The sequence below is a fragment of the Couchioplanes azureus genome, from assembly GCF_014648355.1.
Taxonomy (GTDB): domain Bacteria; phylum Actinomycetota; class Actinomycetes; order Mycobacteriales; family Micromonosporaceae; genus Actinoplanes; species Actinoplanes azureus.
On the sequence record NZ_BMQY01000001.1, the window covers coordinates 221,488 to 247,865 of the forward strand.

At 72.7% G+C, this 26,378-nt stretch carries 30 protein-coding genes and 1 tRNA gene; 20 read left to right on the plus strand and 11 right to left on the minus strand.

The genetic code is table 11. The annotated features are described in order from the left end of the window. Positions 1 to 3: 3 nt before the first annotated feature. Positions 4 to 1,668, minus strand: coding sequence for an arginine--tRNA ligase (gene argS, locus IEY99_RS01025; RefSeq protein WP_189198771.1), 1,665 nt, complete (start codon positions 1,666 to 1,668; stop codon positions 4 to 6). A gap of 97 nt (positions 1,669 to 1,765) precedes the next feature. Between argS and IEY99_RS01030 the strand changes: the two genes are divergently transcribed. The 4 genes from IEY99_RS01030 (at position 1,766) to IEY99_RS01045 (ending at position 4,068) form a co-directional block, all read left to right on the plus strand. Further along, positions 1,766 to 2,566, plus strand: a complete 801-nt coding sequence (locus IEY99_RS01030) for a thioredoxin-like domain-containing protein (protein ID WP_189198772.1) — start codon at positions 1,766 to 1,768, stop codon at positions 2,564 to 2,566. Further along, positions 2,566 to 3,246: a DUF305 domain-containing protein gene (locus IEY99_RS01035; protein ID WP_189198773.1), complete on the plus strand. Its 681-nt coding sequence runs from the start codon at positions 2,566 to 2,568 to the stop codon at positions 3,244 to 3,246. Before IEY99_RS01030 ends, IEY99_RS01035 begins: the two co-directional genes overlap by 1 nt. Before the next feature lie 74 nt (positions 3,247 to 3,320). Then, a tRNA-Arg gene (locus IEY99_RS01040) sits at positions 3,321 to 3,392 on the plus strand. A 118-nt stretch (positions 3,393 to 3,510) separates the two neighbouring features. Continuing rightward, complete coding sequence (locus IEY99_RS01045; protein WP_189198774.1) at positions 3,511 to 4,068, plus strand: dihydrofolate reductase family protein; 558 nt, start codon at positions 3,511 to 3,513, stop codon at positions 4,066 to 4,068. Positions 4,069 to 4,096: 28 nt separating this feature from the next. On the opposite strand, the gene IEY99_RS01050 is transcribed toward IEY99_RS01045, so the two are convergent. Both IEY99_RS01050 and IEY99_RS01055 read right to left on the minus strand, forming a co-directional pair. Continuing rightward, positions 4,097 to 4,450: a sulfurtransferase TusA family protein gene (locus IEY99_RS01050; protein WP_229797975.1), complete on the minus strand. Its 354-nt coding sequence runs from the start codon at positions 4,448 to 4,450 to the stop codon at positions 4,097 to 4,099. After that, a complete protein-coding gene (locus tag IEY99_RS01055) occupies positions 4,447 to 5,106 on the minus strand; it encodes an ArsR/SmtB family transcription factor (protein WP_189198775.1) in 660 nt (219 codons plus the stop codon). The genes IEY99_RS01050 and IEY99_RS01055 overlap by 4 nt, the downstream gene beginning before the upstream one ends. A gap of 186 nt (positions 5,107 to 5,292) precedes the next feature. Here IEY99_RS01055 and IEY99_RS01060 point away from each other — a divergent pair, with 186 nt between their 5' ends. Together IEY99_RS01060 and IEY99_RS01065 are read left to right on the plus strand one after the other, a co-directional pair. Then, positions 5,293 to 6,651 carry an MBL fold metallo-hydrolase gene (locus tag IEY99_RS01060; RefSeq protein WP_189198776.1) on the plus strand — a complete coding sequence of 453 codons (1,359 nt, stop codon included), beginning with the start codon at positions 5,293 to 5,295 and terminating at the stop codon, positions 6,649 to 6,651. Beyond that, complete coding sequence (locus IEY99_RS01065) at positions 6,648 to 7,898, plus strand: MFS transporter (RefSeq protein ID WP_189198777.1); 1,251 nt, start codon at positions 6,648 to 6,650, stop codon at positions 7,896 to 7,898. The genes IEY99_RS01060 and IEY99_RS01065 overlap by 4 nt, the downstream gene beginning before the upstream one ends. A gap of 93 nt (positions 7,899 to 7,991) precedes the next feature. On the opposite strand, the gene IEY99_RS01070 is transcribed toward IEY99_RS01065, so the two are convergent. Beyond that, on the minus strand, positions 7,992 to 8,297 hold the full coding sequence (locus IEY99_RS01070) for an ArsR/SmtB family transcription factor (RefSeq protein ID WP_189198778.1): 306 nt from the start codon (positions 8,295 to 8,297) through the stop codon (positions 7,992 to 7,994). Positions 8,298 to 8,371: 74 nt separating this feature from the next. On the opposite strand from IEY99_RS01070, the gene IEY99_RS01075 reads away from it, so the two are divergent. Together IEY99_RS01075 and IEY99_RS01080 are read left to right on the plus strand one after the other, a co-directional pair. Then, positions 8,372 to 9,460 (plus strand): flavin-containing monooxygenase, encoded by a 1,089-nt coding sequence (locus IEY99_RS01075; RefSeq protein ID WP_189198779.1) that lies wholly within the window; start codon positions 8,372 to 8,374, stop codon positions 9,458 to 9,460. Further along, positions 9,457 to 10,323, plus strand: a complete 867-nt coding sequence (locus IEY99_RS01080; protein WP_189198780.1) for a hypothetical protein — start codon at positions 9,457 to 9,459, stop codon at positions 10,321 to 10,323. Before IEY99_RS01075 ends, IEY99_RS01080 begins: the two co-directional genes overlap by 4 nt. On the opposite strand, the gene IEY99_RS01085 is transcribed toward IEY99_RS01080, so the two are convergent. Both IEY99_RS01085 and IEY99_RS01090 read right to left on the minus strand, forming a co-directional pair. Beyond that, positions 10,320 to 11,558 carry an MFS transporter gene (locus tag IEY99_RS01085; protein WP_189198781.1) on the minus strand — a complete coding sequence of 413 codons (1,239 nt, stop codon included), beginning with the start codon at positions 11,556 to 11,558 and terminating at the stop codon, positions 10,320 to 10,322. The two genes, IEY99_RS01080 and IEY99_RS01085, sit on opposite strands and share 4 nt — an antisense overlap. Further along, positions 11,558 to 12,988: an NAD(P)-binding domain-containing protein gene (locus IEY99_RS01090; RefSeq protein ID WP_189198782.1), complete on the minus strand. Its 1,431-nt coding sequence runs from the start codon at positions 12,986 to 12,988 to the stop codon at positions 11,558 to 11,560. The genes IEY99_RS01085 and IEY99_RS01090 overlap by 1 nt, the downstream gene beginning before the upstream one ends. 14 nt (positions 12,989 to 13,002) lie before the next feature. Here IEY99_RS01090 and IEY99_RS01095 point away from each other — a divergent pair, with 14 nt between their 5' ends. The 7 genes from IEY99_RS01095 to IEY99_RS01125 all read left to right on the plus strand — a co-directional run bounded on the left by IEY99_RS01095 (position 13,003) and on the right by IEY99_RS01125 (position 16,395). Continuing rightward, the gene (locus IEY99_RS01095; protein WP_189198783.1) at positions 13,003 to 13,281 is read left to right on the plus strand and encodes a hypothetical protein; all 279 of its coding nucleotides are present in this window, start codon (positions 13,003 to 13,005) and stop codon (positions 13,279 to 13,281) included. A gap of 65 nt (positions 13,282 to 13,346) precedes the next feature. Beyond that, positions 13,347 to 13,709, plus strand: a complete 363-nt coding sequence (locus IEY99_RS01100) for an ArsR/SmtB family transcription factor (protein WP_189198784.1) — start codon at positions 13,347 to 13,349, stop codon at positions 13,707 to 13,709. Between the two features lie 114 nt (positions 13,710 to 13,823). Continuing rightward, entirely contained in the window at positions 13,824 to 14,099 is a 276-nt protein-coding gene (locus IEY99_RS01105; RefSeq protein WP_229797977.1) for an ArsR/SmtB family transcription factor, read from the plus strand. Next, positions 14,096 to 14,845: an aquaporin gene (locus tag IEY99_RS01110; RefSeq protein ID WP_189198786.1), complete on the plus strand. Its 750-nt coding sequence runs from the start codon at positions 14,096 to 14,098 to the stop codon at positions 14,843 to 14,845. Before IEY99_RS01105 ends, IEY99_RS01110 begins: the two co-directional genes overlap by 4 nt. Positions 14,846 to 14,871: 26 nt before the next feature. Then, a complete protein-coding gene (locus IEY99_RS01115) occupies positions 14,872 to 15,345 on the plus strand; it encodes a GNAT family N-acetyltransferase (RefSeq protein WP_189200478.1) in 474 nt (157 codons plus the stop codon). 18 nt (positions 15,346 to 15,363) lie between these two features. Next, positions 15,364 to 15,771: an arsenate reductase ArsC gene (locus tag IEY99_RS01120; protein ID WP_189198787.1), complete on the plus strand. Its 408-nt coding sequence runs from the start codon at positions 15,364 to 15,366 to the stop codon at positions 15,769 to 15,771. Positions 15,772 to 15,954: 183 nt separating this feature from the next. Continuing rightward, a complete protein-coding gene (locus IEY99_RS01125) occupies positions 15,955 to 16,395 on the plus strand; it encodes an SRPBCC family protein (RefSeq protein WP_189198788.1) in 441 nt (146 codons plus the stop codon). Between the two features lie 75 nt (positions 16,396 to 16,470). Here the strand turns inward: IEY99_RS01125 and IEY99_RS01130 are convergent, their stop codons facing one another. Next, positions 16,471 to 17,049: a TIGR03086 family metal-binding protein gene (locus tag IEY99_RS01130; protein WP_189198789.1), complete on the minus strand. Its 579-nt coding sequence runs from the start codon at positions 17,047 to 17,049 to the stop codon at positions 16,471 to 16,473. A gap of 78 nt (positions 17,050 to 17,127) precedes the next feature. Here IEY99_RS01130 and IEY99_RS01135 point away from each other — a divergent pair, with 78 nt between their 5' ends. Further along, on the plus strand, positions 17,128 to 17,904 hold the full coding sequence (locus IEY99_RS01135) for an AraC family transcriptional regulator (RefSeq protein WP_189198790.1): 777 nt from the start codon (positions 17,128 to 17,130) through the stop codon (positions 17,902 to 17,904). Positions 17,905 to 17,935: 31 nt separating this feature from the next. Here IEY99_RS01135 and IEY99_RS01140 read toward each other — a convergent pair whose 3' ends face one another. After that, the gene (locus tag IEY99_RS01140) at positions 17,936 to 18,160 is read right to left on the minus strand and encodes a hypothetical protein (protein WP_189198791.1); all 225 of its coding nucleotides are present in this window, start codon (positions 18,158 to 18,160) and stop codon (positions 17,936 to 17,938) included. 77 nt (positions 18,161 to 18,237) lie between these two features. Continuing rightward, positions 18,238 to 19,692 carry a serine/threonine-protein kinase gene (locus tag IEY99_RS01145; protein WP_229797979.1) on the minus strand — a complete coding sequence of 485 codons (1,455 nt, stop codon included), beginning with the start codon at positions 19,690 to 19,692 and terminating at the stop codon, positions 18,238 to 18,240. Positions 19,693 to 20,005: 313 nt separating this feature from the next. Between IEY99_RS01145 and IEY99_RS01150 the strand changes: the two genes are divergently transcribed. After that, positions 20,006 to 21,640, plus strand: coding sequence for a CocE/NonD family hydrolase (locus tag IEY99_RS01150; protein WP_229797980.1), 1,635 nt, complete (start codon positions 20,006 to 20,008; stop codon positions 21,638 to 21,640). A gap of 13 nt (positions 21,641 to 21,653) precedes the next feature. Here IEY99_RS01150 and IEY99_RS01155 read toward each other — a convergent pair whose 3' ends face one another. Then, positions 21,654 to 22,808 carry a serine hydrolase domain-containing protein gene (locus tag IEY99_RS01155; RefSeq protein WP_189198792.1) on the minus strand — a complete coding sequence of 385 codons (1,155 nt, stop codon included), beginning with the start codon at positions 22,806 to 22,808 and terminating at the stop codon, positions 21,654 to 21,656. Positions 22,809 to 22,840: 32 nt separating this feature from the next. After that, complete coding sequence (locus IEY99_RS01160) at positions 22,841 to 23,836, minus strand: zinc-binding alcohol dehydrogenase family protein (protein ID WP_229797981.1); 996 nt, start codon at positions 23,834 to 23,836, stop codon at positions 22,841 to 22,843. 73 nt (positions 23,837 to 23,909) lie between these two features. Between IEY99_RS01160 and IEY99_RS01165 the strand changes: the two genes are divergently transcribed. The 3 genes from IEY99_RS01165 to IEY99_RS33875 all read left to right on the plus strand — a co-directional run bounded on the left by IEY99_RS01165 (position 23,910) and on the right by IEY99_RS33875 (position 26,353). Next, on the plus strand, positions 23,910 to 24,296 hold the full coding sequence (locus IEY99_RS01165; RefSeq protein WP_229797982.1) for a winged helix-turn-helix transcriptional regulator: 387 nt from the start codon (positions 23,910 to 23,912) through the stop codon (positions 24,294 to 24,296). An 83-nt stretch (positions 24,297 to 24,379) separates the two neighbouring features. Beyond that, entirely contained in the window at positions 24,380 to 24,850 is a 471-nt protein-coding gene (locus IEY99_RS01170; protein ID WP_189198793.1) for a hypothetical protein, read from the plus strand. A 417-nt stretch (positions 24,851 to 25,267) separates the two neighbouring features. Continuing rightward, positions 25,268 to 26,353: a VOC family protein gene (locus tag IEY99_RS33875; RefSeq protein ID WP_229797984.1), complete on the plus strand. Its 1,086-nt coding sequence runs from the start codon at positions 25,268 to 25,270 to the stop codon at positions 26,351 to 26,353. The last annotated feature ends 25 nt before the right edge of the window (positions 26,354 to 26,378 follow it).

Sequence of the window (26,378 nt, forward strand, 5' to 3'; positions counted from 1 at the left end):
GATCTACATCCTCTCGGGAGCGGAGACGCCCAGCAGTCCCAAACCGTTCGCGATCACCGTTCGGGTGGCGTCGTTGAGCCACAGGCGCGCCCGCTGGAGGTCGGTGATCGGCTCGTCGCCGACCGGCAGCACCCGGCACTTGTCGTAGAAGCGGTGGTATTCCCCCGCGACCTTCTCCAGGTAGTGGGCGACCCGGTGCGGCTCACGCAGCTCGGCGGCCGTCGCCACCACCCCCGGGTAGTCGCCCAGCGCCTTGAGCAGGCTGTGCTCCTTCTCGTGCGTGAGCAGCTCCGGACGGAAGTCGTCCGGCTCGCCCCGGCTGAGCCCCACGTCGGCGGCGTTGCGGGCCACGCTGGCCGTCCGCGCCGCGACATAGCGGACGTAGTGCACCGGGTTGTCGTTGCTCGCCCGGGTCCACTGTTCGATGTCGATGTCGATCTGCGAGTCCGACGAGAACCGCGCGAGGGCGTAGCGGGCCGCGTCCACGCCAAGGGCGTCGACGAAGTCCTCCAGGGTCACCACCGTGCCGGCGCGCTTGCTCATCCGCACCGGCTCGCCGTCGCGGACCAGGTTGACCAGCTGGCCGATGAGGATCTCCAGGTTGACCGTGGGGTCGTCGCCGAAGCAGGCCACCATCGCCTTCATCCGGCCGATGTAGCCGTGGTGGTCGGCGCCCAGCATGATGACGACCTTCTCGAAGCCCCGCTTGCGCTTGTCGAGGTAGTAGGCGCAGTCCGCGGCGAAGTAGGTCCAGTCGCCGTCGGACTTGCGCAGCACCCGGTCCTTGTCGTCGCCGAAGTCGGTCGTGCGCAGCCAGGTCGCGCCCTCGGACTCGTACACGTGGCCCTGCTCGCGCATCCGGTCGAGCGCCTCCTGCAGCTCGCCGCGGTCGTGCAGGTCCTTCTCGTTGAAGTACGTGTCGAAGTGCACGCCGAACTCGCCCAGCGACTGCTTGATCTCGGCGAACATCAGCGCCACGCCCTCGACCCGGAACGTCTCGAGTGCCTCCGCCTCGGGCTGCTCCCGCACCTCGGGGTGCGCGTCCACCACGGCCTGGGCGATCTCCGCGATGTACGCGCCGCCGTAGCCGTCCTCCGGCGCCGGCAGCCCCTTGGCGGCCGCGTACAGCGACTTGGCGAACCGGTCGATCTGCGAGCCGGCGTCGTTGAAGTAGTACTCCGTGCCGACCTGCGCGCCGGCGGCCCGCAGCAGGCGCGCCAGCGCGTCGCCGACCGCGGCCCAGCGCACGCCGCCGATGTGCACGGGGCCGGTGGGGTTGGCGGAGACGAACTCCAGGTTGATGTGCTGGCCGGCGAGCCGGTCGGTGTGGCCGTACTCCTGCCCCGCCAGCACCACGTTGCGCGCCAGCACCCCGGCCGCCGCGGCGTCGAGCCGGATGTTCAGGAAGCCCGGACCCGCGATCTCCACCGACTTGATCCCGGGCCGGCTGCTCAGCTCCTCGGCCAGCGCGGAAGCCAGCTCCCGCGGCGCCACGCCGGCCTTCTTGCCGAGCTGCATGGCCATCGTCGAGGCGTAGTCGCCGTGCTCGGGGTTTCGGGGTCGCTCCACCGTCGTCGACTCCGGCAGCAGGGAGACGTCGAGCCCGCGGGTGACGAATACGGCACGCGCAGCTGTGAGAACGGTGGCAGCGAGGTCAGCGGGAGTCACCGAGCCATGCTATCCGGGTAGACTTTGGCGCCCGGCGGCGTACCGGGGCCTGCCCGTCAGGCCCGGCCCGACCAACTTCACGAATTGACGAGGCACGATGAGTATGAGCACACCGGGGCCCGAGCGGGTCCCGTCCACCGTGAAGGTCGACAAGACGTCGGGGCAGGGCAAGCCGCCCGCGGGCGGCGCCAAGCCCGGCACCAAGGCGCCCCAGGGCAAGGGCGGCAAGAAGCCCAAGGGCAAGCCGATCACGCCGGTCAAGGTCAGCGGGGGCCGCAACTGGGGCCCGATCGCGGTCGCGGCCGTCGTCGTGCTCCTCGCCGGCGGCATCATCGGGTACGGCGTGTACGCCTCGATCAAGGGCGGCGGCTCGTGGGAAGACCGCGCCGCCGGCATCGAGGGCATCGTCAACTACCGGGAGCAGAAGAACCCGGCGATCGACTCCCAAGAGCACAAGGACGGCCCGCTCACCTACGTGACCAACCCGCCGGTGGGCGGCGCGCACAACTCCACCTGGCAGAACTGCATGGGCGACATCTACCCGGAGCCCATCGCGAACGAGCACGCGGTGCACAGCCTCGAGCACGGTGCCGTCTGGGTGACGTACAAGCAGGGCCTCGGCGCCGACCAGGTCGCCAAGCTGCAGAAGCGGGTCGAGGGCAAGGACTACATGTTCATGAGCCCGGTCGCCAACCTCGACAAGAACGTCTCGCTCCAGGCGTGGGGCTACCAGCTCAAGGTCGACAACGCCGACGACGACCGCATCGACGAGTTCATCAAGGACCTGCGCCTGAACGCCACCAAGGAGCCCAACGCGGCCTGCTCCAACGGCAACACCACGACGGGCCCGGTCAAGGCCACCGCCCCCGGCGCGGGCATGGGCCAGCAGGGCAGCTGATGAAAGTCTCCACGGACCCGGAACCGGACGCGGCGGCCTCGGCCGCCGCCCCGGCCGGCGCACCCACCCCGACCGGTGGCCACCGGTTCGGGGCGGGCTGGCTGGCACTCGTCCTGGTCCTCGGCCTCCTGCTGGGCGCGGGCGCCGGCTTCGCCGGCCCCCGCCTGCTGGGCGTCCCCAAGGAGAACTCCCCCGAGGCCGGCTTCCTGCGCGACATGAGCACCCACCACGCCCAGGCCGTCGAGATGTCGATGCTGGCCCACGCCAACTCGGCCGACGCCCAGGTCGTCACCCTCTCCGGTGACATCGCCCTGACCCAGCACGGCCAGATCAGCACGATGCTGGCCTGGCTGCGCGAATGGAACCTGAGCCCCACCGGCTCGCAGCCCCCGATGGCCTGGATGCCGGGGGCCGAGGGCTCGGTTCGCAACGGCCTGATGCCCGGCATGGCGACACCCGACCAGCTGGCGACCATGCGCAAGACCACCGGCAAGGACCTGGACATCCAGTACCTGACGCTCATGCGCCAGCACCACCTGGGCGGCATCCACATGGCCCAGGCCATCCTCGACCTCTCCGACGAGGAGAACGTGACCGGCCTCGCCCGGACGATGGTGAACGGCCAGCAGAGCGAGATCAACCTGATCGACACCATGCTCAAGCGGATCCAGCAGGGCTGAAACCGGCGGGCCCGACCCGCCGGGGAACCGATTGGCGAGGCTTCGGGGCGGCCTGCTAGAGTTTCACCCGCTGAGCCCCCGTAGCTCAGGGGATAGAGCGTCGCCCTCCGGAGGCGAAAGCGCAGGTTCGAATCCTGCCGGGGGCACAAGATCTCACCAGCACTTTCAGGCCGCTGACCTGCCGAGACAGGCACAGTGGCCTTGCTTATCGTGTCCGGCTGTGTCCGGCCGTCACCGCCCCTCTACGGCTTAGACTCGCCGGCCATGGGACTCCTCACCTTCAGCCTCAACCTCACCCTGGACGGTTGCGTCGACCACCAGGAGGGGATCGCCGACGACGAGACGCACGCCTTCTTCACCCGTCTCATGGACGAGGGCGGGGCAATGCTGTGGGGTCGCGTCACGTACGAAATGATGGAGAGCTACTGGCCGGCCGTCGCCCGCGGCGACGAGGAGGCGCCACCGGCCCTGCGCGAGTGGGCGCTGAAGTTGGAAGCCAAGCCCAAGTACGTGGTGTCGTCGACGCGCAGGGACTTCCCGTGGACCAACAGCCACCACATCGCCGGCGATCTGCGCGAGGGCGTGCAGAAGCTCAAGGACGCGACCCCGGCCGGGGTCCTCCTCGGAAGCGGCAAGCTCGCGACCGAGCTCGACCGGCTGGGCCTGATCGACGAGTACCAGCTGCTCGTCCATCCCAGGATCGCCGGCCACGGCCCGACGCTGTACCAGGGCGGGCTGCCCGGCACGCGCCGGCTCGAGCTGCTCTCGGCGAAGCCGCTCCACAACGGCGCGGTGGCCATGCACTACCGCCGCGCGGGCTGAGTCACGGGAGTCCATCGCGGCGTACTCGTCATGCTCGCGCTGCCGGTGAGCTGGCGGCGTCGGAAAGCCGGTCGAGGGTTCCGTGAGCGACACCGCGATCGGGTGAGACGCGCTGCGAGGGTCGCCATGGCGCTGCGGGATCGGTCTGACTGGCAGTTGCGGCCGTCTCGATGCCGTAGGCCGGCGGATCCGACGCGATGGCACCGAGATAGTGGTGGCCGGTGAGGTGGCACCAGGCGGGCAGGTCCAGTGGCGCCGCGGGGTCAGTGGCTTCGAGGTGGATGACGGTGCCGGCCGGCACCTCGCTGACGAGCCTGCGCAGCTCGAGCAGGAGCTGGACGCAGCTTCGGTCGCCACCGTCGAGGATGACGGGCTCGCTCATGCGGCGGTGTCGACGGGTAGGTCCGCCAGGCGCCATTCGAGCATGCCGTCGTCCAGGCGGATGGCCCGGCGCCCGTGGGCGGTGAGCAGACGAACGGCTTCGTGCGCCATGACGCAGTACGCGCCCCGGCAGTAGGCCACGACCTCGACATCGGTCGGCAGTTCGGCGAGCCGCTCGGGAAGCTGGTCGAGGGGCAGCGACACGGCGCCGGGGATGTGGCCGGCGGCGTACTCCTCGGCCGGGCGTACGTCGACGGCGACGACCTGACCGTTCCTGAGACGGCGTAGCAGCTCGTCGCGGTCCACGGCGTCGGTGTCGGGGTCGCCGAGGTAGGCGTCGCGGGCGGCGACGGCATCGGCGGAGTGCGCGGTGGCGACATCGCGTAGGCGGGCGAACAGGTCGGCGACGTCGGGGCCGGCGAGCCGGTAGTAGATCTTCGTGCCCTCGCGGCGGGTGGCGACCACATTGGCCTGCTTGAGGGTTTGCAGGTGGGCCGAGCAGGTGGTCAGGCCGAGGCCGGCAGCGCGGGCAACGGCATCGACGGTGCGTTCGCCCTGGGCGAGCAGGTCGATCAGCTCCAGCCGCTTGGGGCTGGACAACGCCTTGCCCACGCGGGCGAACTGCTCGAACAGTGAGTCCTTGGCCTGCCGGTCCACCCGGTGCCCCTTCCGCAGATGTGCTGTTCAGGATTGTGGCTCAGAAGGTCGGCGTCGGCGATGCGACGCGGGCGCAGGCATGAGGCACAGGCCTCGATCGTCATCCCGCCCTTTCTCCAGTATTCCTTGGAGGAGTGTATGTTGGCGGAGCCGGGAGATCCAACCCTGGTGGAGGGAGCGATGGTCATGGGCGCACCGCGGGTGCATCCCCTCGTGGATGAGGGGCTGGGGAACACGACGTGGTTGGTGGAGCTGGGCGATGGCCGCGCCCTGGTGGTGGATCCGCCGCGCGACCTGCGCGCCGTTCGCTCCCTGGCCGAGCGGCAGGGCTTGGCGGTGGCGTTCGCCGCCGATACCCACCTGCATGCCGACTTTCTCAGCGGCGCCGTACAGCTGGGTGCTACCGACGGGGCGACGATCCTCGCCTCGGCCGCCGGCAACCGAGGCTTCGACCACTGCAGGCTGGGTGACGGCGACGATGTCGACCTCGGCGGCCTGACGCTGCGCGCCCTGGCGACTCCCGGGCACACCGATGAGCACCTGTCGTTCCTGCTGCTCGACGGCACCGCCCCGGTAGGGGTGTTCACCGGCGGGTCGCTCATCGTCGGATCCGCTGCCCGCACCGACCTGCTCGGCGACGACCGGACCCTGGAACTGACCCGCGCGCAGTACGCCTCCCTGCACCGCCTCGCCGAGCTGCCCGATGCCACGCTCGTGTGGCCGACCCACGGGGCCGGGTCGTTCTGCTCCGCCCCGCCCGGCGCGGCCCGGTGGAGCACCATCGGCGCGCAGAAGGCCGGCAACCCACTGCTCGCCGCGCCGAGCATGAATGACTTCGTCGACCAGCTCCTCGCGGCGCTCGGCTCGTACCCCGCGTATTTCCGCTGGCTGGCGGAGGCCAACCGCCGCGGACCGGCTGTCCTCACCGGGGATCCCGGTCTGCCGGCCCTGACAGTGGAGCAGGTGCGCCGGCTCATGGATGACGGCGCGGTCGTGGTCGACGTGCGGCCGATGGCCGACGTGGCCGTCGGGCACATACCAGGTTCCCTGTCGATCGCGCTGCGGGCGCAGTTCGCCACCTGGCTCGGCTGGCTCGTCGCCCCCGACACAGCGGTGGTCATCGTCCGCAACCCCGACCAGGACCCGGCCGACATCGTCTGGCCCGCCCTCACCGTCGGCGTCGACCGGCTTGCCGGGGAGCTGGCCGGCGGCATGAAGGCTTGGATCGCTCGCGGCGGCGAGGTGACCACCACCCCGCTCGTTCGGCCCCACGAGGTCACCGGGCGGGTGCTCGACATCCGCCAGAACAGCGAGTACGCCGCCGGCCACCTCCCTACCGCCGTGCACGTCGAGCTCGGCGATCTGCACGAGTCCGCCGACGCCACGCCCTCGGGACCCACAGTGGTGATGTGTGGGCACGGCGAACGCGCCATGACCGCCGCCACCCTTCTCGAACGCGCCGGCCGCCGCGATCTGTCCGTCCTCGCCGGCGGGCCGGACGACTGGGCCGCCGCCACCGGCAACACTCTGGCCGGTGACGCGTGACCGCCCCCGCCGTGGCCCCCGTCCAGCTCGGGCTGCGCGCCAACCTGGCGCAGTTCTCCCTGCTGGTCGCCGTCAACGCCCTCGTCGGCGGACTCCTCGGTCAGGAACGCACGGTCCTGCCGCTGCTGGCCGAACGCGAGTTCCACCTCGCCGCCTACACCGCCGCCCTGACCTACATTCTCGCCTTCGGCGCCACCAAGGCGGTCACGAACTTCTTCGCCGGTACGTGGGCCGACCGCTACGGCCGCAAACCCGTCCTGCTCGCCGGCTGGCTCATCGGCATCCCCGTCCCCCTGATGATCATCTGGGCGCCGTCGTGGGCCTGGATCGTCGCCGCGAACGTGCTGCTCGGCATCAACCAGGGCCTGGCCTGGTCGACGACCGTCATCATGAAGATCGACCTGGCCGGGCCGTCGCGGCGCGGCCTGGCGATGGGACTCAACGAGGCCGCCGGCTATCTGGCCGTGGCCGGCACCGCCTTGGCCACCGGGTGGCTCGCCGCCGGGCACGGGCTGCGCCCGGCACCGTTCCTGCTCGGCCTCGCCTACGCGGGGCTGGGCCTCGGCCTGTCACTCGTCTTCGTGCGCGAGACTCGCGAGCACGCCCGCGCCGAAGCTGCCGCCCATCAGCCCGCCGACGGCACCCACCGCGGCGAGCTACGCACCGGGCAGATCGCCGCCCTGGTCTCCTACCAGGAGCCGGCCCTGGCGTCGGCCAGCCAGGCCGGCATGGTCAACAACCTCAACGACGGCCTCGCCTGGGGCCTGTTCCCGCTACTGTTCGCCACCGCCGGACTGTCGCTGACCCAGATCGGCACCCTCGCCGCGCTCTACCCGGCCGTGTGGGGACTCGGCCAGGTCGCGTTCGGACCTGCGTCCGACCGTTACGGACGCAAATCGTTCATCGTCGCGGGAATGCTCGTCCAAGCCGTCGCGCTGGCCGGCTTCGCCGCCGGCGACTCCTTCGCCGTCTGGACAGCCGCCGCGGTGCTGCTCGGTCTCGGGACCGCCGCGGTCTACCCGACCCTGCTCGCCGCGATCGGCGACGTCGCGCATCCCGCCTGGCGGGCCCGCGCCGTCGGCGTCTACCGGCTTTGGCGCGACGGAGGTTTCGCCGTAGGAGCCATCCTCGCCGGCATCGTCGCGGACCTCGCCGGCATCCGCGCCGCTGTCTGGGTCGTCGCGGCCCTCACCGCCGCCTCCGGGCTGCTGGCGTGGGTGCGAATGTACGAAACTCACCGGCGCTGAGCGCGTCCTTCCCATGGCCCGCCGCGCGAGGAGGGGCACCAAGCGCCCACGAGCCGTTCGGATCCCGGCGCCCTGGCATCCCGGGCTTCCGGTTCAGGCCGATGGGCAGCAGCCACGCAGGATCGCCTGGAGTTCGTCGAGGGCTTCGCTGATGCCTTCGCCGTCGGCGCAGTAGTAGACGGTCTTGCCTTCGCGTCGAGCTTGGACGATGCCACCGCGGCGCAGAACGGCGAGTTGCTCGGAGGCGGTGGACTGGCCGATGCCGAGCTCGGCGGCGATCTGTCCGACGCTGCGGGGCTGACCGTCGGTGAACAGCAGAAGGACCTGTTGACGGTTCTCGCTGGCGAGGGCACGCAGGAACTCGCGGGTCCGTTCGCTCAAGGTCGGTGTGTCGGACATCGGTTACCTCCGCCGCCGACCCTACCTCACATCGTCATATCGCTAATCCATGAAATGACGATACGATGGCGGGCATGACCCTCCTCGACACTGTCGTCATCGGTGCCGGCCAGGCCGGCCTCGCCACCGTCCACGCGCTCCGCCGCCTCGGCCTGGACGCGCTGCTGCTGGAGGCCGGCCCAGCACCGACCGGATCATGGTCGGGCTACTACGACAGCCTGACCCTGTTCTCACCGGCCCGCTTCAGCGAGCTGCCCGGCCTGCGGTTCCCCGGCGACCCGGACCGGTACCCGACCCGCGACGAGGTGGTGGCCTACCTCGCCGCCTACGCCGAGCGCCTGGATGCGCCGATGGAAATGAACACCCGGGCTGTCGAGGTGACCCGGAGCGCCCAGGGCTTCGTGACCCGGGCCGCAGACGGCCGCGAGTTCGCCTCCCGGCTGGTCGTCTCCTGCAGTGGCGGCTTCGGATCGCCGCACCGGCCGGCGCTGCCGGGCATGGACGCGTTCGCCGGTTCGGTGCTGCACTCGGCCGGCTACCGGTCCCCGGCGCCGTTCGCCGGCCGGCGGGTCGTGGTGGTCGGGGCGGGCAATTCGGCGGTGCAGATCGCCGTCGAGTTGGCCGAGGTGGCGACCGTGACGCTCACCTCGCGGGGGCCGGTGCGGTTCATGCCGCAGCGCCCGCTCGGGCGGGACCTGCACGAGTGGTTGCACCGCACCGGCGTGGAGCGGCTGCCCCTGGGCCGGTTACTGCGCGGCAAGACCGTACGGGTGCTCGACGATGGCAGCTACCGGGCGGCGATCCGGGCCGGACGACCGGATTGGCGGCCGATGTTCACCCGGCTCACCTCGGACGGCGTGGTGTGGGCGGACGGCAGGGTGGAGCCGGTCGATGTGGTGCTGCTGGCTACCGGCTTCCGCCCGCAGGTCGCACACCTGGCCGGCTGTGTCGGCCCGGACGGGCGGGGCGCTCTCGCCGGGACGGGGTATCCGGTTCATGATCGGGGCGTGTCGATCACTGTGCCGGGGCTGGGATTCGTGGGCTTGGAGGGTCAGCGGGGCATCGCCTCGGCCACGTTGCGGGGTGTGGGCCGCGACGCCGCGCACGTCGTGCAGCGTCTGACCGCCGGTGTCCGCCGCGCCGCCCCGGTTGAAGCACGGTGAACCTCGCCGGGGTGGCCCTCGCCGCGCTGCTGGTCACGGCGATGCTCGCCGTCGGCACCACCGTGGACCCGGCCGGGCTGCGGCGGGTGCGAAGGCAACCGGCACCGGTCGCCGTGGCGGTGATCGCGAATGCGGTGCTGATGCCCGGACTCGCCCTGGTGCTGCTAGCCGCCTTCGACGTGTCCGGCCCGGCGGCGACCGGCGTGCTGTTGGCGGCGGCGGCGCCCGGTGGGGGATCCGGGGCACTTCTGGCCCACCACGCTCGCGCCGACGCGGCCTTGGCGGTGAGTTTGCAGGCCCTGCTCGCCCTGGCTGGCCTGGTGATCCTGCCCGCCTGGCTCACCCTTGCCGAGGCACGGCTGCATCTGGGCCTCGGCGCGCTGCCGACCGGCGGTGCGGTCCTGCTGGTGGTGGGCAGCCTGGCCGGACAGCTGGTGCCGTTGATGGCCGGGATGTGGCTGCGCGCGCGCCGCCCGACCCTGGCGGCGCGGGTGCACGCCGTGGCGCGACGCACGGCCGACGTGCTGCTCGCCGGGATTGTGCTGTGGTCTCTGATCGCCAACCTCCACCGGCTCGGTGACGTGCCGCTCGCCGCGTACGCCGTCATCGTCGTGGTCGTGGCCGCCGGGTTGATCACCTTCGCCGGTCCCGGTCCGGGTGGAGCGGCGCGTCGGGGTGCGGTGGCGATGACCACGACGGTGCGCAACCTGTCGCTGGCGCTGTTCGTCGCCGCGTTCGTCCCGGACGCCGGGCAGGTGATTCTGGCCGTGCTCGCGTACGGGCTGGTGATGTATGCGGCGGCGACAGCGGCGGTCGCCCCGATGCGCCGGGCGGTCACCCGACCGGCGGGGGTGTCGGGCTAGCGCCGCCCGAGCAGGACGATGCCGGTCGCGGCGAGGGCGCAACAGACGCCGATGCAGACGAAGACGGCCGGGTAGGCGCCGGTGAGGTCGTGGATGCCGGCGGCGGCGAGTGGGGCGAGGGCCTTGGCGACGGTGACCGGGACGGTGAGGGCGCCGGCGAGGGTGGCGTAGCCGGTGGTGCCGAACAGCTGGGTGAGCAGGAGCGGCCGGGCGATGGTCGCGACGCCGAAGCCGAGTCCGAACGCGACGACCGTGGTGACCGCCCCGGCGGTGCTCGCGCCGAGCAGAGGCAGGGCGGCGGCGGCGAGGGCTTGCACGGCGAAGACGGCCGCAGTCACCGCGGTGGGTGGCAGGCGGCGTTGGGCCGCGGTGGTGCCGAGGCGGCCGGCGACCGACAGCAGCCCGAGCAGGCCGGCGATGCTCGCGCCCAGCGCGGCGGGGTGGCCGAGTTCGACCAGGTAGGCGACGAGGTGGATCGTGAAGGTCGACAGGGCGGCGGCCTGGGCCACGAACGCGGCGGTCAGGAGCAGGAACCGCCGATCGGCCAGCACGATCCGCAACGCCGGGCGAGGGGCCGCCACCGATTGATCGTCCACGCCGGGCACAGGCCGGGTGGGGCGGCGCACGAGGACGGCGTGCAGCGGGATGGTGACCGCACCGTGCACGCCCGCGAGGACCAGCAAGGCGGTGCGCCAGCCGTGCGCGGCCGCGAGATGACCAGTCAGCGGGAGGAAGATCGAGCTGGCGAACCCGGCCACCACAGTGACGGCGAGCAGGGCGGTGGCGCGGTGGCGCGGGTCGGGGAACCAGGCGACGACGACGGCGAACGCGGGTTCGTAGAGCACCATCGCCCCGGTCAGCCCGAGCCCGACGAGCACCGCGTAGAGCGCGGCGACGCTGTCGACGCGCGACCACGCGGCGACCAGCAGGGTGGCGAGGACCGAGCCGGCGGTCATCAGGACCCGGCCGCCGTGGCGGTCCAGCCAGCGCCCGACCGGGACCGCCGCCACAGCACCCGCCAGCACCGAGGCGGTCATCGCGCCGGTGACCGCCGTGGTTGAGGTGTGCAGCTCGGCGGCGATCGGCAGCAGCAGCACGGTGAAGGCGTACGTCAGCACCCCGTAGCCGACGGTCTGGGTGACGGCGAGGGCGGCGACGACAACCCACCCGCGCCGGATGCCGGTGCCGCCCTCGACCGCGAGGATGGGGGCGGCACCGGTAGCGGTGACGGTCATCAGCCGCAGCAGCCGCCGGCCGCGCCCTGTCCGTCGCCGCCGGGCGCGGTGGCCGGGACGGTCACCAGGCCGCCGCGGATCCCGGTCGCCAGCCCCCGCCCGGCCGGTACCGCAGGGGTGGCGGGTTCGCTGCCGCAACAGCCACCGGCTTCGGCGCGCGGAACCTGGTCGTCGGTGACGAGGCTGGTCGAGCACACCCCGGTCTCCGGCAGCTCCAGCCGCACGTCGCGGGCGGCGGACCAGTCCCCGGCCAGCGCGGCGACGACGGAGCGGGCCTGCTCGTAGCCGGTGGCCATCAGAAACGTCGGTGCCCGCCCGTAGCTCTTCATTCCCACCGCGAAATAGCCGACCTCGGGATGCGTGAGCTCGTCCACGCCGTGCGGCGGGACCGTGCCGCAGGAGTGCTCGTTCGGGTCGATCAACGGAGCCAAGGTGCGGGTGGACTCCAGGATCGGATCCAGATCCAGCCGCAGCTCGGCGGCGAGGCTGTGGTCGGGGCGGTAGCCGGTGGCGACCACGACCCGGTCCACGGTCACGCGCTGCTCGAAGCCGGCGGCGTCCCGGCTGACCGCCGTGACCCGGTCGTCGCCGACCTCGAGCCGTTGGGTGAAGAAGCCCGTCAGCAGGGTGATCCGTCCGGAGGTGACGTGCGCGCGCAGCCGGGTGCCGAGCGCACCCCGGGCGGGCAGGGCGTCGGCGTCGCCGCCGCCGTAGGCACGCGCCGCGCCGGCGCCCCGGATCGCCCAGGTGATGGTCGTGCCGGCGTGCTCCTCGGCCAGGGCGGCCAGGGACAGCAGCGTGTTGGCGGCGGAGTGGCCGGCGCCGGCCACGAGGGTGTGCCGGCCGGCGAACCGGTCCCGGTCGGCGCCGAGCACGTCCGGCATGGCCGGCTCCACGAACGACGCGGCGTCCGTCTCGCCGAGGGCGGGCAGGCCGGTGGCGCCGAGCGCGTTGGGGGTGCGCCAGGTACCGGAGGCGTCGATGACCGCGCGGGCGGTGACCTCCGTGCCGTCGGCCAGCCGTACGAGGAACGGGGCGCCGTCGCGCCCGGCGGTGCGGACCCGGTCGACGCCGAGCCGGGCGACACCGACCACCCGGCTGTCGTACCGCAGGTGCGACGCCAGGGCCGGCAGCTTTGCCAGGGGCTCAAGATACGCGGTCACGAGGTCGGCGCCGGTCGGCAGGACGTCGAGGTCGGGCGCCGCCCACCCGGCGGCGTCGAGCAGCCGGCGCGAGGCCGGGTCGATGTTGTAGCGCCACGGGCTGAACAGCCGCACGTGGCCCCACTCGGCCACGGCCGCGCCCACGCCCGTTCCCGCTTCCAGGACGAGGAACGGTAGTCCGTGTTCGTGCAGGTGCGCGGCGGCGGCCAGCCCGACCGGGCCGGCGCCGATCACGACGACCGGCAGGCCGGATGGTGACGAGGTCATGGTTCTCTCCTCGGATGGGCGGGGAAGGTCAGTTGCAGCAGGAAGCACCGGAGGCGACCGCTTCGGTCTTGGCCTTCGGGTCGCAGCAGGCACCCGCCTCGGCCGCCGCCGTGGCGGTGCCGCAGCACGGGCTCGCCACGGGCGCCGGCTCACTGGCCGCCGTGGCGGCAGCGGTGGTGCCGCAGCCGCAACCGGACGTGGCGGCGGTGGTCGAGGTGGTGGGCTCGGCGGTCATGTCGATCTCCTTCGGGACGGTGCGGGCCACTGCCCGCCTGGGTCTGAGCTCCGCTTGACTAGAGAGCTCTCTAAGCAGAGCTCAAGCTTGCACCCCTGCCTAGAGAGATGTCAAGCTAGAGACATGTCTAAGTCGAGTGGGCCCGGGGAAGCCGGCCCCGCGGTGGCGTGCTGCACTCCGCTGGCGGTCCAGGCGCTGACCCTGGAGCAGGCGGGTGCGGTGGCGCCGATGTTCAAGGCGCTCAGTGATCCGGTACGGCTGCGGCTGATGTCGTTGATCGCCTCGACCACCGAGGCGTGTGTGTGCGACTTGACGGATGCGTTCGACCTGTCCGGTCCGACCATCTCGTATCACCTGCGGCTGCTGCGCGAGGCGGGCCTCGTCGACTGCGAGCGGCGCGGCACGTGGGTGTACTACTGGGTCAAGCCGGAGGCCTTCCGGCAGCTCGGCACCCTGCTGGAGATCGCCGCCCCCGCGAGCGCCTGACCGCCGACGGTCACCGAACGTTCATCTTCGCCGTACGGGATCCGCTGGACGCGGTGGCGTCGCAGGTGATCTCATCAGGGCGTGCTGATATCAGCTTCACCTGATGTACTGCGGTTGCTGACCGATCCGCTGCGTGCCCGGATCGTGGAGATCCTGGCCGACGGACCGGCGTGCACCTGCCACTTGGTGCAGGACACCGGCGCGAAGCAGCCGAACGTCTCCGGGCACCTGCGCCAGCTGCGCGAGGCCGGGCTCGTGGTGGCCGAGCCGCGCGGCCGGTTCACCTACTACCGGCTGCTGCCCGAGACGATCGAGGCCGCCGCCGGCCGGCTCGGCGAGCTGGCCGCACGGGCGCGCGCCAACGCCGCCAACGCCCGGGAGTGCCCGTGACATCCGCACCCCTGCCGCGCCGGCTGCTGGCCGAGTTCCTCGGCACGATGCTGCTGGTCACCGCCGTGGTCGGCTCCGGGATCATGGCCAGCCGGCTCTCCCCGGGCAACGTCGGGCTGCAGCTGCTGGAGAACTCGGTCGCCACCGCGTTCGCCCTCGGCGCGCTGATCCTGACGTTCGGACCGATCTCCGGCGCGCACTTCAACCCGGTGGTGTCCGCCGCCGACTGGTGGCTCGGGCGCCGCTACCGCACCGGGTTGACCGCCGGCGACCTCGGCGGCTATGTGATCGCCCAGACTCTCGGCGCCATCGGCGGCTCCGTTCTCGCCAACGCCATGTTCGACCTCGCGCCGGTGAGCTGGTCGCAGACCACCCGCACCGGCGCGCACCTGTGGCTCGGCGAAGTCGTCGCCACTGCCGGCCTGCTGCTGCTGATCTTCGCCCTGGTCCGGTCCGGCCGTGCCGCGGTGGCCCCGGCGGCCGTGGGCGCGTACATCGGCGCCGCGTACTGGTTCACCTCCTCCACGTCGTTCGCCAACCCGGCGGTGACCATCGGACGGGCGTTCACCGACACCTTCGCCGGCATCGCCCCCGCCTCGGTTCCGGCGTACGTTGCCGCGCACGTCGTCGGGCTGCTCGTCGGCGTGGGTCTGCTGCTCGCGCTGTACCCGCACGCCGGCGCCGCCGCAGACCAGGTCCTCGTGCCGGACACCCGTGCCGGCACCAGCGGCGGCGGCGACCGGTGAACAGCCCGGAGATCCGGCTGGTCCCGATGACCGCGGACCACGCCGGTGCCGTACTCGCGATCTACGCCGCCGGCATCGCCACCGGGCACGCCACCTTCGAGACCGAGCCACCGACGTGGGCGGCGTTCGACGCCGCCCGGCTGCCCGGGCACCGGTTCGTCGCGCTCGGCACGGACGGCTCGGTGACCGGCTGGGTCGCCTGCTCCCCCGTCTCGTCGCGGCCCGCCTACGCCGGCGTGGTCGAGCACTCGGTCTACGTCGACCCCGGCCACGGCGGACGCGGCATCGGCCGCACCCTGCTCCGGTCGCTGATCGCCTCCACCGAGACCGCCGGGATCTGGACGATCCAGTCCGGCATCTTCCCCGAGAACACCGCCAGCCTCGCCCTGCACCACCGCTGTGGCTTCCGCACCGTCGGCACCCGCGAGCGCATCGGCCGTCACCACGGCCGCTGGCGCGACGTCATCTTGCTCGAACGCCGCAGCCCCGCCATCACCTGACCGCAAAGGAACCCGATCATGAGCGACAAGCCCAGCGTCCTGTTCGTCTGCGTGCACAACGCCGGCCGCTCCCAGATGGCCGCCGGCTGGCTGCGTCACCTCGCCGGTGACCAGGTCGAGGTCCGCTCCGCCGGCAGTGCGCCCGCCGACCGCATCAACCCCGCCGCCGTGCAGGCCATGGCCGAGGTCGGCATCGACATCACGGACCAAACCCCCAAGCTGCTCGACTACGAGACCGCGGAGAACTCCGACGTGATCATCACGATGGGCTGTGGCGACGCCTGCCCCGTCTTCCCCGGCAAACGGTACGAGGACTGGAAGCTCGACGACCCGGCCGGCAAAGGCGTCGACGCCGTCCGCCCCATCCGTGACGCCATCAAGTCCCGCATCGAGAACCTGCTCGCCGACCTGATTGCGACCCGCTGAACCCGCTCGACCAGAGCACAACCTGCCGGGGGTCGGCCGGCTCGTACCGGCTCCGGCGGCCCTCCGCAACCGCCACGTGCTCCGCGCGGTCGACTGCCCGCGTACTCGTAGGGGTGATCGAGCGGCGTCATCGCCGCCGGGCGGGCGGCCTGCGCCGTTAGGATCGCGCGGTGAGGAGGCTGGATGGCCGTCGACGTGCTGACCGAGACCGTGATCCATCGGCCGGTGGCCGAGGTCGCCGCCTACGCGGCCGATCCCGGCAACGCGCCCCGCTGGTACGCCAACATCGCCTCGGTGGAATGGGAGAGCGAGCCGCCGCTGCGCCTCGGTAGCCGGGTCGCGTTCCAGGCGCAGTTCCTCGGCCGTACCTTGCGCTACACGTACGAGATCGTCGAGTACGCCCCCGGGGAGCGGCTGGTGATGCGCACCGCGCAGGGCCCGTTCCCGATGGAGACCACGTACACCTGGGAGCCGGCCGACGGCGGCGGCACCCGGATGACGCTGCGCAACCGGGGCGAGCCGTCGGGCTTCTCCCGGGTCGCCGCGCCGATGCTGGCGACGGCGATGCGGCGGGCCAACCGCGCCGACCTGGCCCGGATCAAGTCCCTGCTGGAAGGCGCCTGACCGTGACGGCGTCGCGGTCCTCCGCGCCGGCCGCTGACCCGAGGGACGACGAGTCCTCGGTTCCGCGGGTGGTCGTCACGCGCAAGGTCGGACCCAGTGTGGGTCGCGGCCGCTCAGGGCCAGTGCCCGCTCGAAGGGCGCGGCATGGTCGGCGACGGTCACCGGGGTGCCGTAGATGCCCATCCGGCGGCCCTGCTCGCCGGTTTCGGCGAGGAACCGCCACGTCGCCTCGGCGACGTCGTCGTCGCAGTGGTAGTCCTGCCCGGTGGCGCGGGCCAGATCCCACCCGTGGATGGCCAGGTCGCTGACGAGCATGGTGGCGATCACCCGGGCCGGCATCTCGGCCCCGCCCATGCCGACCGTGCCGTCCCAGGCCCCGGGCTGCGCCCATGCGGCCGCCGCGGCGCGGCCCTCCTCGTCGAAGCGGTCGGCCCACCCCTCGCTCATCAGATCGCGGCCCCACAAGTCGCCGGGTACGGGCTGCCGCCGGCCGGCGAGGTGCAGCGCAGACGCGACCTGCAGGAGGTGGTTGGTGAGGGCGCGTACGTCCCAGTCGGCACACGGGCTGGGCGCATGGAACTGGCCGGGCCCGACGCCGCGGACCACGGCCCCCGCCTCGGTGACCGACTTCTTCAGGATGGTGTTGAGCTGCATGAACGCAGGCTAGGCCAGGGCCGGGAGCCGGTCTTGAACAAACGCGACGCGCCCGGCCGGCCTTGCTAACCTGCACCGGTGCCGGCGATCCTCAACCCGGGCGCGGGCCAGGAGAAGTTCCGGTTCCGCGCGCCCGGTGCCGCGCCGCAGCTACGCCCGTACGTGGCCCACTACTGGATCGTCACCTGGGACCTTCGCGGGGAGGAACCCTACGAGCAGCAGGTGCTGCCCTACCCGGCGGTCAACATGACCTTCAAGCCCGGCCGCTGCCGGATCGCCGGCGTGCCACGCGGCCGCTTCACCGAGGTGCTGCACGACGCCGGACGGGTCTTCGGCGTGCGGTTCCACCCCGGCGGCTTCCATCCCTTCCTGCGCGCACCGGTCTCCTCGATCACCGACCGGTTCCTCGCCGTCGAGGACGTCTTCGGCCCACCGGGCCGAGCGCTGGCCGAGGCGGTGCTCGCCGCCGACGACGCCACCGCCGTGGCGGTGCTGGACGAGTTCCTCGCCGCCCGGGCACCCCGGCAGCCCGAGCCGGCCGCGCGGCTGGCCGCCGCCGTCGTCGCCCGTACCGCGGCAGAGCCCGGCATCACCCGCGTCGACGACCTCGCCCGCGAGTTCGACCTCACCATGCGCCAGCTCCAGCGCCTGTTCGCCGACTACGTCGGCGTCGGCCCGAAATGGGTCATCCGCCGCCACCGGCTCCACGAGGCCGCCGCCCGCGCCGCCGACGGCATCCGCCTCGACCTCGGCGCCCTCGCCGCCGAGCTCGGCTACAGCGACCAGGCGCACCTGACCCGCGACTTCGCCGGCATGATCGGCGTGCCGCCCTCCCAGTACATCCAGGCGCAGTAGGTCCTTCACGACCGGCGCCCGGGTGGGCGGCCTAGGACCAGCGGTCCAGGCCGCGCAGCCGGCGGTAACCGGCCTCCTGCATGCGGAAGATCCGCTGCCGCTCCTCCTCGCGCCGGCGCGCGGCGGCGAAGCCGGGCGCGAGCAGGCCCCAGAAGACCATGACCAGCAGGGTCACCCACGCCCACCACGGAATGACAGCCTGCGGGCCCACCAGCAGGCTCGTCCACTCGTACACGGGGTCGATATATGCCTCCACGGCAGCCTCCTTCCGGCGGGACGGCCCCCAATATCGACCGGCCGCCGCGGCGGCTTAGCGTTTTCCCGATCGCCGGATCAGGTCGTCACGACGGCCACCGGTACGCCGGCGACGCAGCTCAGCGTCATGCGGATCCGGCTCCCGCCGTCCCGGAAGACGATCACGGCGGCGAGCGCGGGGCCCGGATTCACCCTCTCGACCTTGTACGGGCTCGCCGGTGCGAAGCCCACGATCCGCGCCAGGCCCAGCAGGGTGCAGCGCGCGGCGACGGTGCCCCCGGCCGACCGGAACGTCGCCACGCCGTCGGGCAGCCCCGCCGGCGACTCGGAGGCGCTCGGCCTCCCGGCCGGCTCGGTCGTCGGTGACGTGGCCCGGTCCGCCGGTGCCGTCGTCGGCCGCCGGGGCATCGTCGCGGAGGTCGCGCCGGGCCTGAGGCCGGGCGCGGTCGTGCCGCCCGGCGCGGAGGCCGAGGTCGGCACGGGATCACCGGCCGGCGGCGCGGAGATCGCCGCGGGCAGCTCGGACGCCGGCGGCGGGCCCGAGGGCAGGAGCATCCAGCCCGCGACGGCCAGCAACGCGAGGGTCGCCGCCGTTCCGGCCAGCAGTTTCCCGCGGCGGCTCGGCGGTGCGGGAAGCGGCGGGGGCGTTCCGGTCCGGAGCACCGCGCCGCCGCCGAGCACGCGGGCGACCTCGGCGGCGCTCGGCCGCCCGGCCGGCTCCTTGCGCAGGCACCGGTTGATCAATGCGGTGATCTCTGCCGGCACCCCGGGCAGGTGCGGCAGCGGGACGGGGTCCACCTTCACGTGGGCGGTGAGCATCTGCGTCGTACTGTCGACCGTCCACGGTGACTCGCCCGCCAGCAGCCGGTAGAGCAGCACGCCGAGGGCGTAGACGTCCGAGGCGGGCTCGACCGCGTCGGAGGTCATCCGCTCCGGCGCCAGGTAGGCCGGCGTACCGAGCAGCTCCTCCGGCTCGGCGGCCCCGGCCGAGGCCGCGAGTCCGAAGTCGACCACCTTCACGCCGTCCCGGGTGACCATGACGTTGGCCGGCTTGATGTCGCGGTGCACCAGGCCGTCGGCATGCGCGGCGGCCAGGGCCGCCGCGACCTGGGCGCCGATCCGGCAGATCTCCCTCGGGTCCAGCACCCCGGTCCGGGCACGCTGCTGCAACGTGATGCCGTGCACCAGTTCCATGACCACGTACGGGACCCGCAGACCGTCCTCGTCCGCCTCGCCGTAGTCGTACACCTGGGCGATGTGCGGATGGGACAGGGCGGCGGCGGCACGGGCCTCGGCGCGGATGCGGGCGCGCGACTCCGCGTCGTCGGCGTACCGTCCGGCCAGCAGTTTGACGGCGACCGTACGGCCCAGCACCTCGTCGCGGGCCCGCCAGACCACCGCCATGCCGCCGTGGCCGATCGGTTCCAGCAGCGTGTAGCGGCCGCCGAGCATGTGCTGCTGCACCTCCGTCCGAGGCTGCCACGCCGGTCGGCGCGACAGCGGGGCCGCCCCGCCCTCGGGGCGCTGCCGCATGGCCGCCACACCGTCCCGGCGCGGAAACGCGGCCGCCACACCCTGGGTGTGCGGTAGCGGGGCCGCCCCGCCCTCTCGGCGAGGTAGCGGGGTCGCTCCGTCTCTTCGGCGGGGCCGCCACAGCCCTGGCGAGGTTTGCCGCAGCTTCACCCGAGGCAGTCTGCACCCCGGGGCGCCCGATCGCACTGGGTGATCGCGATGTCCGGGTTTCATCGCCGTGAATTGAGTAGACACACCGGGCAAATCGGAAGGTGATCACACGTTTACGGATGGTCGCTTGCCTTCGGCGCGGCTCGCCGCCAAGGATGGGGCCGTGCGCCGGCCGATCACCTCCCTCCTCGGGCGCCTGCTGCGCCTGCCGCCGCCTCGCACGACGTACTCGGTGAACCACGGCGTCCCCATCCCGATGAGCGACGGCGTACGCCTCCGCGCCACCCACTACGCCCCCGCGGGGAAGGCGCGGGGCACGGTGCTGGTGCGCACCCCGTACGGCCGGGGCCTGCCGGCGTCGCTGGTGCACGGCCACATGCTGGCCGCCCGGGGCTATCACGTGGTGGTGAGCAGCGTCCGCGGCACGTTCGGCTCGGGCGGGACGTTCGTGCCGATGGCGCAGGAGACCGCCGACGGCCGGGACACGGTGGCGTGGCTGCGCACCCGCGACTGGTTCGACGGGCGGCTCGCCACGCTCGGCGGCTCGTACCTCGGCTGGACGCAGTGGACGTTGCTGCAGGATCCCCCGCCTGAGCTGCGCACGGCGGTCGTCGCCGTCGGCCCGCACGACTTCCGCACCGCCGTCTTCGGCACGGGCGCGTTCACCCTCGGCGACTTCCTGAGCTGGAGCCATCAGATCGCCGGCCAGGAGGAGCGCGGTCTGCGCCGGATCCGGCACGTCGCGACCGCGGCCCGCCGGATCCGTCCGGGCCTGCACGGGTTGCCGCTGGCGGACGCCGCCGAGCCGGTGCTGCGCGGGCGGGCGCCGTGGTACCGGGAGTGGCTGTCGCATCCCGATGAGACGGACCCGTTCTGGGTCCCCTACCGCGCGGGTGGGGCCCTGGAGCGGGTGACGGTGCCGGTGATGCTGGTCAGCGGCTGGCAGGATCTGTTCCTGGACCAGACCCTCCAGCAGTACGAAGCCCTGCGCGAGCGAGGGGTCGAGGTGTCGCTGCTGGTCGGGCCGTGGACCCACGTGGGCGTCGCGACGAAGGGCGCACCCCGGGCGGAGCCCGCGACGCTGGCCTGGCTGGACCGCCACCTCGCCGCCGACACCCGCCCGCCCCCGACCGCCCCGACCCCGGGCCCGGTCACCGTCCACCGCACCGGCGAGAAGCGGTGGCACGAGCTCACGAGCTGGCCGCCGCCGACCACCCCGGCCCGTTTCGGCCTCCGCGCCGACGGCACGCTGGTGGAAAGACTCCACACCGACCCCGCCGCTGAGGCGGTCAGGTTCCGCTACGACCCGGCGGATCCCACGCCGTCGGTCGGCGGGCGGGTGCTGTCCGGCTCGGCGGGTGTGCGTGACAACCGCGCCCTCGAGGCACGGGACGACGTGCTGACCTTCTCGACCGCGCCGCTCGTGACCCACCTGGACGTGGCCGGCTCCCCCGTCGTCGAGCTGGCGGTCTCGGTGGACAACCCCCACGCGGACGTCTTCCTGCGGCTCTGCGACGTCGACCGCACCGGCCGCTCCCGCAACTTCTCGGACGCGCTGCTGCGGCTCGACCCGTCCGTGCCCGCCGGCCGGGTGCAGCGCCTGACCGTCCGCCTCGACCAGTGCTTCCACCGGGTGGCGGCCGGGCACCGGCTGCGGCTGCAGGTCTCGGGCGGCGCCCACCCACGCTACGCCCGGAACCTGGGCACGGACGGCACGCCCGCGCACGGCTCGGAGACCGCCCCGTCCTGGCACACCGTCCACTGTGCCGAAACCTTCCTGGTTCTCCCCGCGAGCTGACGGCGAGGCACCCTCAGAGACAGGCCAGCCGCTCGAACTCCTGCTGCGCCCCGCTCCACAGGAAGTCGCCGACCTGCGTGAAGGCGATCGCGGTCAGGCCCTCGTGCGGATCGTTGCACCAGGTCGTGCCGTAGCCGCCGGACCAGCCGTACCGCCCGGGGCCCGACGTCGCGTCCGCCGCGACGGTGACCTTCATGCCGAACCCCCAGCCGGCCCCGCCGAGCAGCGTGCGGGCCGACTCCACCTGTGCGGGCGTCAGCCGGTTGCTCGTCATCAGCTCGACCGACTGCTCGGAGAGCACCCGGGTGCCGCCGTGGACGCCGCGGTCGAGCAGCATCCGGGCGAAGGTGTGGAACTCGTCGACGGTGGACACCAGCCCGCCCGCGCCCGAGGGGAAGACCGGTGGCTCGCTCCAGACTTCCGGGCCCGTGCCGGTGCGCTCGGTCATCGTGTCCGCGCCCGGCTCGGTCAGGTAGTGGCTCGGCAGGTCGTGGGCTCGGGAGGCAGGCAACCAGAAGCCCGTCTCCCGCATGCCGAGCGGGTCGAAGAGCCGCTCGCGCAGGACGTCGCCGAGAGGCTTGCCCGCCGCCCGGGCCACCAGCACGCCGAGCACCAGGCTGCCGACGTTGTACTGCCAGCGCTCGCCGGGCTGGTGCATCAGCGGCAGCGTGCCGAACCGGCGGATCCACTCGTCGGGATCGTGCCGGGTGCGCGGGTCGGGCGGGCCGAGCACGAGGCCCAGCTCGTCCGAGCGCCGGTTGACCGGCCAGGGCGGGTCGAACGACGGCTCGGTGATCAGGCCGAACCCCATCCGGAAGGTCAGCAGGTCCTCCACCGTCACCGGCCGGTGCGGGGCGACCGTGTCGTCCAGCGGACCGTCGACGCGGGCCAGCACCCGCTGCCCGGCCAGCTCCGGCAGGAGGCGGTGAACGGGCTCCTCCAGGTCGATGACGTCGTCCTCGACCAGGACCATCGTGGCGGCGGCGAGGACCGGCTTGGTGAGCGAGGCGATCCGGAAGACGGTGTCGCGGCGCATCGGCACGTCCCCGCCGAACGAGGTCGTGCCGATCGTGTCGACTTGCACCTGGTCGCCCCGGGCGACGAGCGTGACGATTCCCGGGAACTCGCCACGCTCGACGCGGACTGCCATCGCCTCGTGCAATCTCATGGCGCCACCATGCCAGGAGGCTCCGACAGAAATCAGAATCCGGCGAGGACGGTCTTGCCGATCGTCGAACCGGCCTCGATCGCCGCGTGCGCCCGGCGCAGGCCGGCGGCGTCGATCTTCTCGATGAGAGTGGTCATCGTGGTGTGCAGCACTCCCTTGTCGACCAGCTCGGCGGCCTGGCGCAGGATCTCGTGCTGCGCCGTGCTGGCGGGATCGTGCAGGGCCCGGGTGAACATCAGCTCCCAGTGCCAGGCGATGCTCTTGGACATCAGCGGCGACACGTTCAGATCCGGCGCGTTGTCGATCGCCACCACGGCCCCGAAGGGCTTCACGATCTGCGCGAACGTCTCCATCATGCCGGCCGAGTGCGTCGAGAACACGTAGTCGACGCCGTCCGGCAGCGCGGCGGCGAGATCGCCGTGATGGTCGACGACGCGGTGCGCACCGCGGTCGAGCACGTACTGCCGGGACTCGGGACGCGACGCCGTACCGATGACCTCGAGGTCGGTCAGTTGCCGGGCGAGCTGGACGGCGATGGCGCCGACCCCGCCGGCGGCGCCGAGGACGAGCAGGGTGCCCGTACTGTCGGCGGTCAGCCGCAGCCGGTCGAAGAGGGCCTCCCAGGCGGTCAGCGTGGTCAGCGGCAGCGCCGCGGCCTGCGCGAAGTCCAGCGTCGCGGGCTTGGGGCCGGTGATCCGCTCGTCCACGAGGTGGAACTCGGCGTTGGTGCCGGGCCGCGCGATCGAGCCGGCGTACCAGACCTCGTCGCCGGGACGGAAGAGGGTGACCGCCGGGCCGACGCGCTCCACCACACCGGCCGCGTCGTAGCCGAGGATCTTGGGTTCGCCCTGGGGGTCGTTGCCCGCCCGTACCTTCACGTCCACCGGGTTGACCGAGACGGCCCGGACCCGGACGAGAAGGTCGTGCTCGCCCGGCTCCGGCACCGGAAGCTGCAGGTCCAGCAGGGAAGAAGGATCGGAGACGGGCAAGCTGTTGCGGTAGCCCACCGCTCGCATGAGATCAACCATGCCGGGAAGCTATTCCGTACGCCCTAGTTACCGTCAACGGACACTAGTTTCCGATGGGTACTAAGATGGCGGGATGGCTACCACCTCCTGCGGCCGCGCACACGACGTCTACGACGCGTCCTGCCCCTGCCGTCCGATGCTGGATCTGCTGGCCAACAAGTGGAGCACCCTCGCCCTCGGCGCCCTGGAGGACGGCCCGCGACGCTTCGGCGCGCTGCGCGCCAAGCTCGAGGGGGTCAGCCCGAAAGTGCTCACCGCCACACTGCGCCGCCTGGAAGAGCACGGCCTGATCGACCGCACGGTCTATCCCGCCGTGCCCCTGCACGTCGAGTATTCGCTGACCCCGCTGGGCCGCGACGCGTGCGAGCCGCTCGCCCACCTGCGCCGCTGGGTCCAGGACAACATCGACCGCTTCCCGGCGGGAATCATGTCGGCCCCCAAGGTCCGCGTCGCGCCATGAGTTGTCCATGGCGCCACCTGCCGGCCCGGCCCGGCGCCCTTCCCGGCCGGAATTCTGTCGGCCCCCAGGGATAGCGTCTCGCCATGACCGATCAGTGGCGCCACCTGCCCGCCGCCGCCCGGCCCATCGCCGCGGCCACCGCCGCCGCGGCGAAAGCGGCCCAGGAGCGGGACCGAGAGTCCCTCACCGAGGCGGTGGCCCAGCTCGGCGCGCAGGACCAGACCCAGACCGGGCTCATCTTGGGTACGGCGGTGCGCCTGCAACTGGAAGCGGCCCACCCCGACGGCCTCGACGCCGACGACGTCCGCGCCGTCCTCGACAAGAGCGTGCGGTCCGCAGCCACCTGGTGCCCCGAGACGGACCCGCAGGTGATGCTCTACCTCCTGGCGAGCGCCCTGGGAGTCTGGGACGACGACGGCTCCCCGCCGCCGCCACCCGCCCCGCTCGCGCTGCACGCCGTGCTGCTGATCACCCACCTGAGCGGCACCCGGCCGATCGCCGAGGTCGTCACCGCCGCACTCCGCGAGATCCAGCACGCGCAGCTCGACGACTAGGAGGGGCTCGGGCAAGCGATGGCCGCCCGAGCGGCCGAGCATGGCGCCGCACCCGGGCTTGGCGCGACAGCCGGGCATGGCGCCGTAGCCAGGCTGAGCGTTACAGCCGGGCATGGCGCCCAGCCAGGCTCAGCGTTACAGCGGGGCATGGCGCCCAGCCAGGCTCAGCGTTACAGCCGGGCATGGCGCCGCAGCCACGCTTGGCGTGGCAGCCAGGCACGGCGACGGCCGGGCTTGGCACGTCAGCCGGCACCGCGCGACGGCCCTGGCTTGGCGCGACAGCCGGCACCGCGCGGCAGCCGGGCTCGACGCGGCAGTCGGCACGCGGCGGGATGAATCGATGAGCGGTACGGGTCGTTGAGCCCTTCGGCGGCGGCATTTCGGCCGGCGCCGACAGCTGCCCGACAGGAGTCCGCCATGGCCAAGGAACGACCGGTGACCGCCGGCGGCAGGACGGCGAACGACCACGGCGGCCATCCCGCCGCTCCCGACCCGCAGGCGACCCGCCCCGCACCCCCGGCCGTCACCCCGGGCCCTCGCCGTCCGGCCTCGGGAAGTCCCGCCGACCCCCGCCCGATCCCCCCGCCCTTCCTGAACCTCGAGGAGGGAGAGGCGCCAGCCCCGCACGGCGAAGCATCCGGCCCAGCGCCGCAGTCGGCGTCGGCACCGGCGGCACCGGCATCGGCACCGGCATCCGCATCGGCATCGGCATCGGCATCGGCATCGGCATCGGCATCGGCATCGATCGTCGCCGAGCCGGCCCACGTGGCCGACCCGGCTTACGTGGCCGACCCGGCTTACGTGGCCGACCCGGCTTACGTGGCCGACCCGGCTTACATGGCCGAGCCGGCCGCAACGGCAGCACGGGACGAAGCGGCCACCGACGGCCGAGCAGCCGGACCGAGCCAGCCAGCGGAGCAAGCCGACACAGCCGGGCAGACCGACACGTCCGGCCAAGTGCAGACAGCCGGGCAAACCCACACAGGCGGCCATGTCCACAGAGCCGGACAGGTTCAAGCCCGGCAGATGCTGGCGGATGGTCAGAGTCAGGCAGTGGGGCGTGGTGAGGTCACCGAGCGGCGGGGAGAGACGCCGAAGCGGGGGGTAGCCAAGGTTCCGTCTCCTCGGCCGGTGCTGCCCGGGCTGCAACTGCAGCCGATGGTCCACGTGGCGGACATGCCGGCCGCGATCGGGTTCTACGAGCAGCTGGGCGGTGAGCTGATCCACGGGGAGCGGGGCGGCGACTGGGTGCTCATGCAGGTGGGTACCGCCCAGATCGGACTTGTCACCCGGCCACCCGACCCGGCGCAGGGTGAGAGCACCGTCGAGCTCAACTTCTCGGCGACCATGCCCCTCGAGCGCCTGGAGAAGCAGTTGCGTGACCGTGGCGTCACCATCGTGCGGCTGGCCACGGATCCGGATCTCGGCATCCGCCTGCACGTCGAGACGCCGGACGGCATGCCGGTCAAGATTCACCAGGTGGAGCCGGACCTCATGATCTGAGGCCCTCCGCCGGCTCAGGAACGCC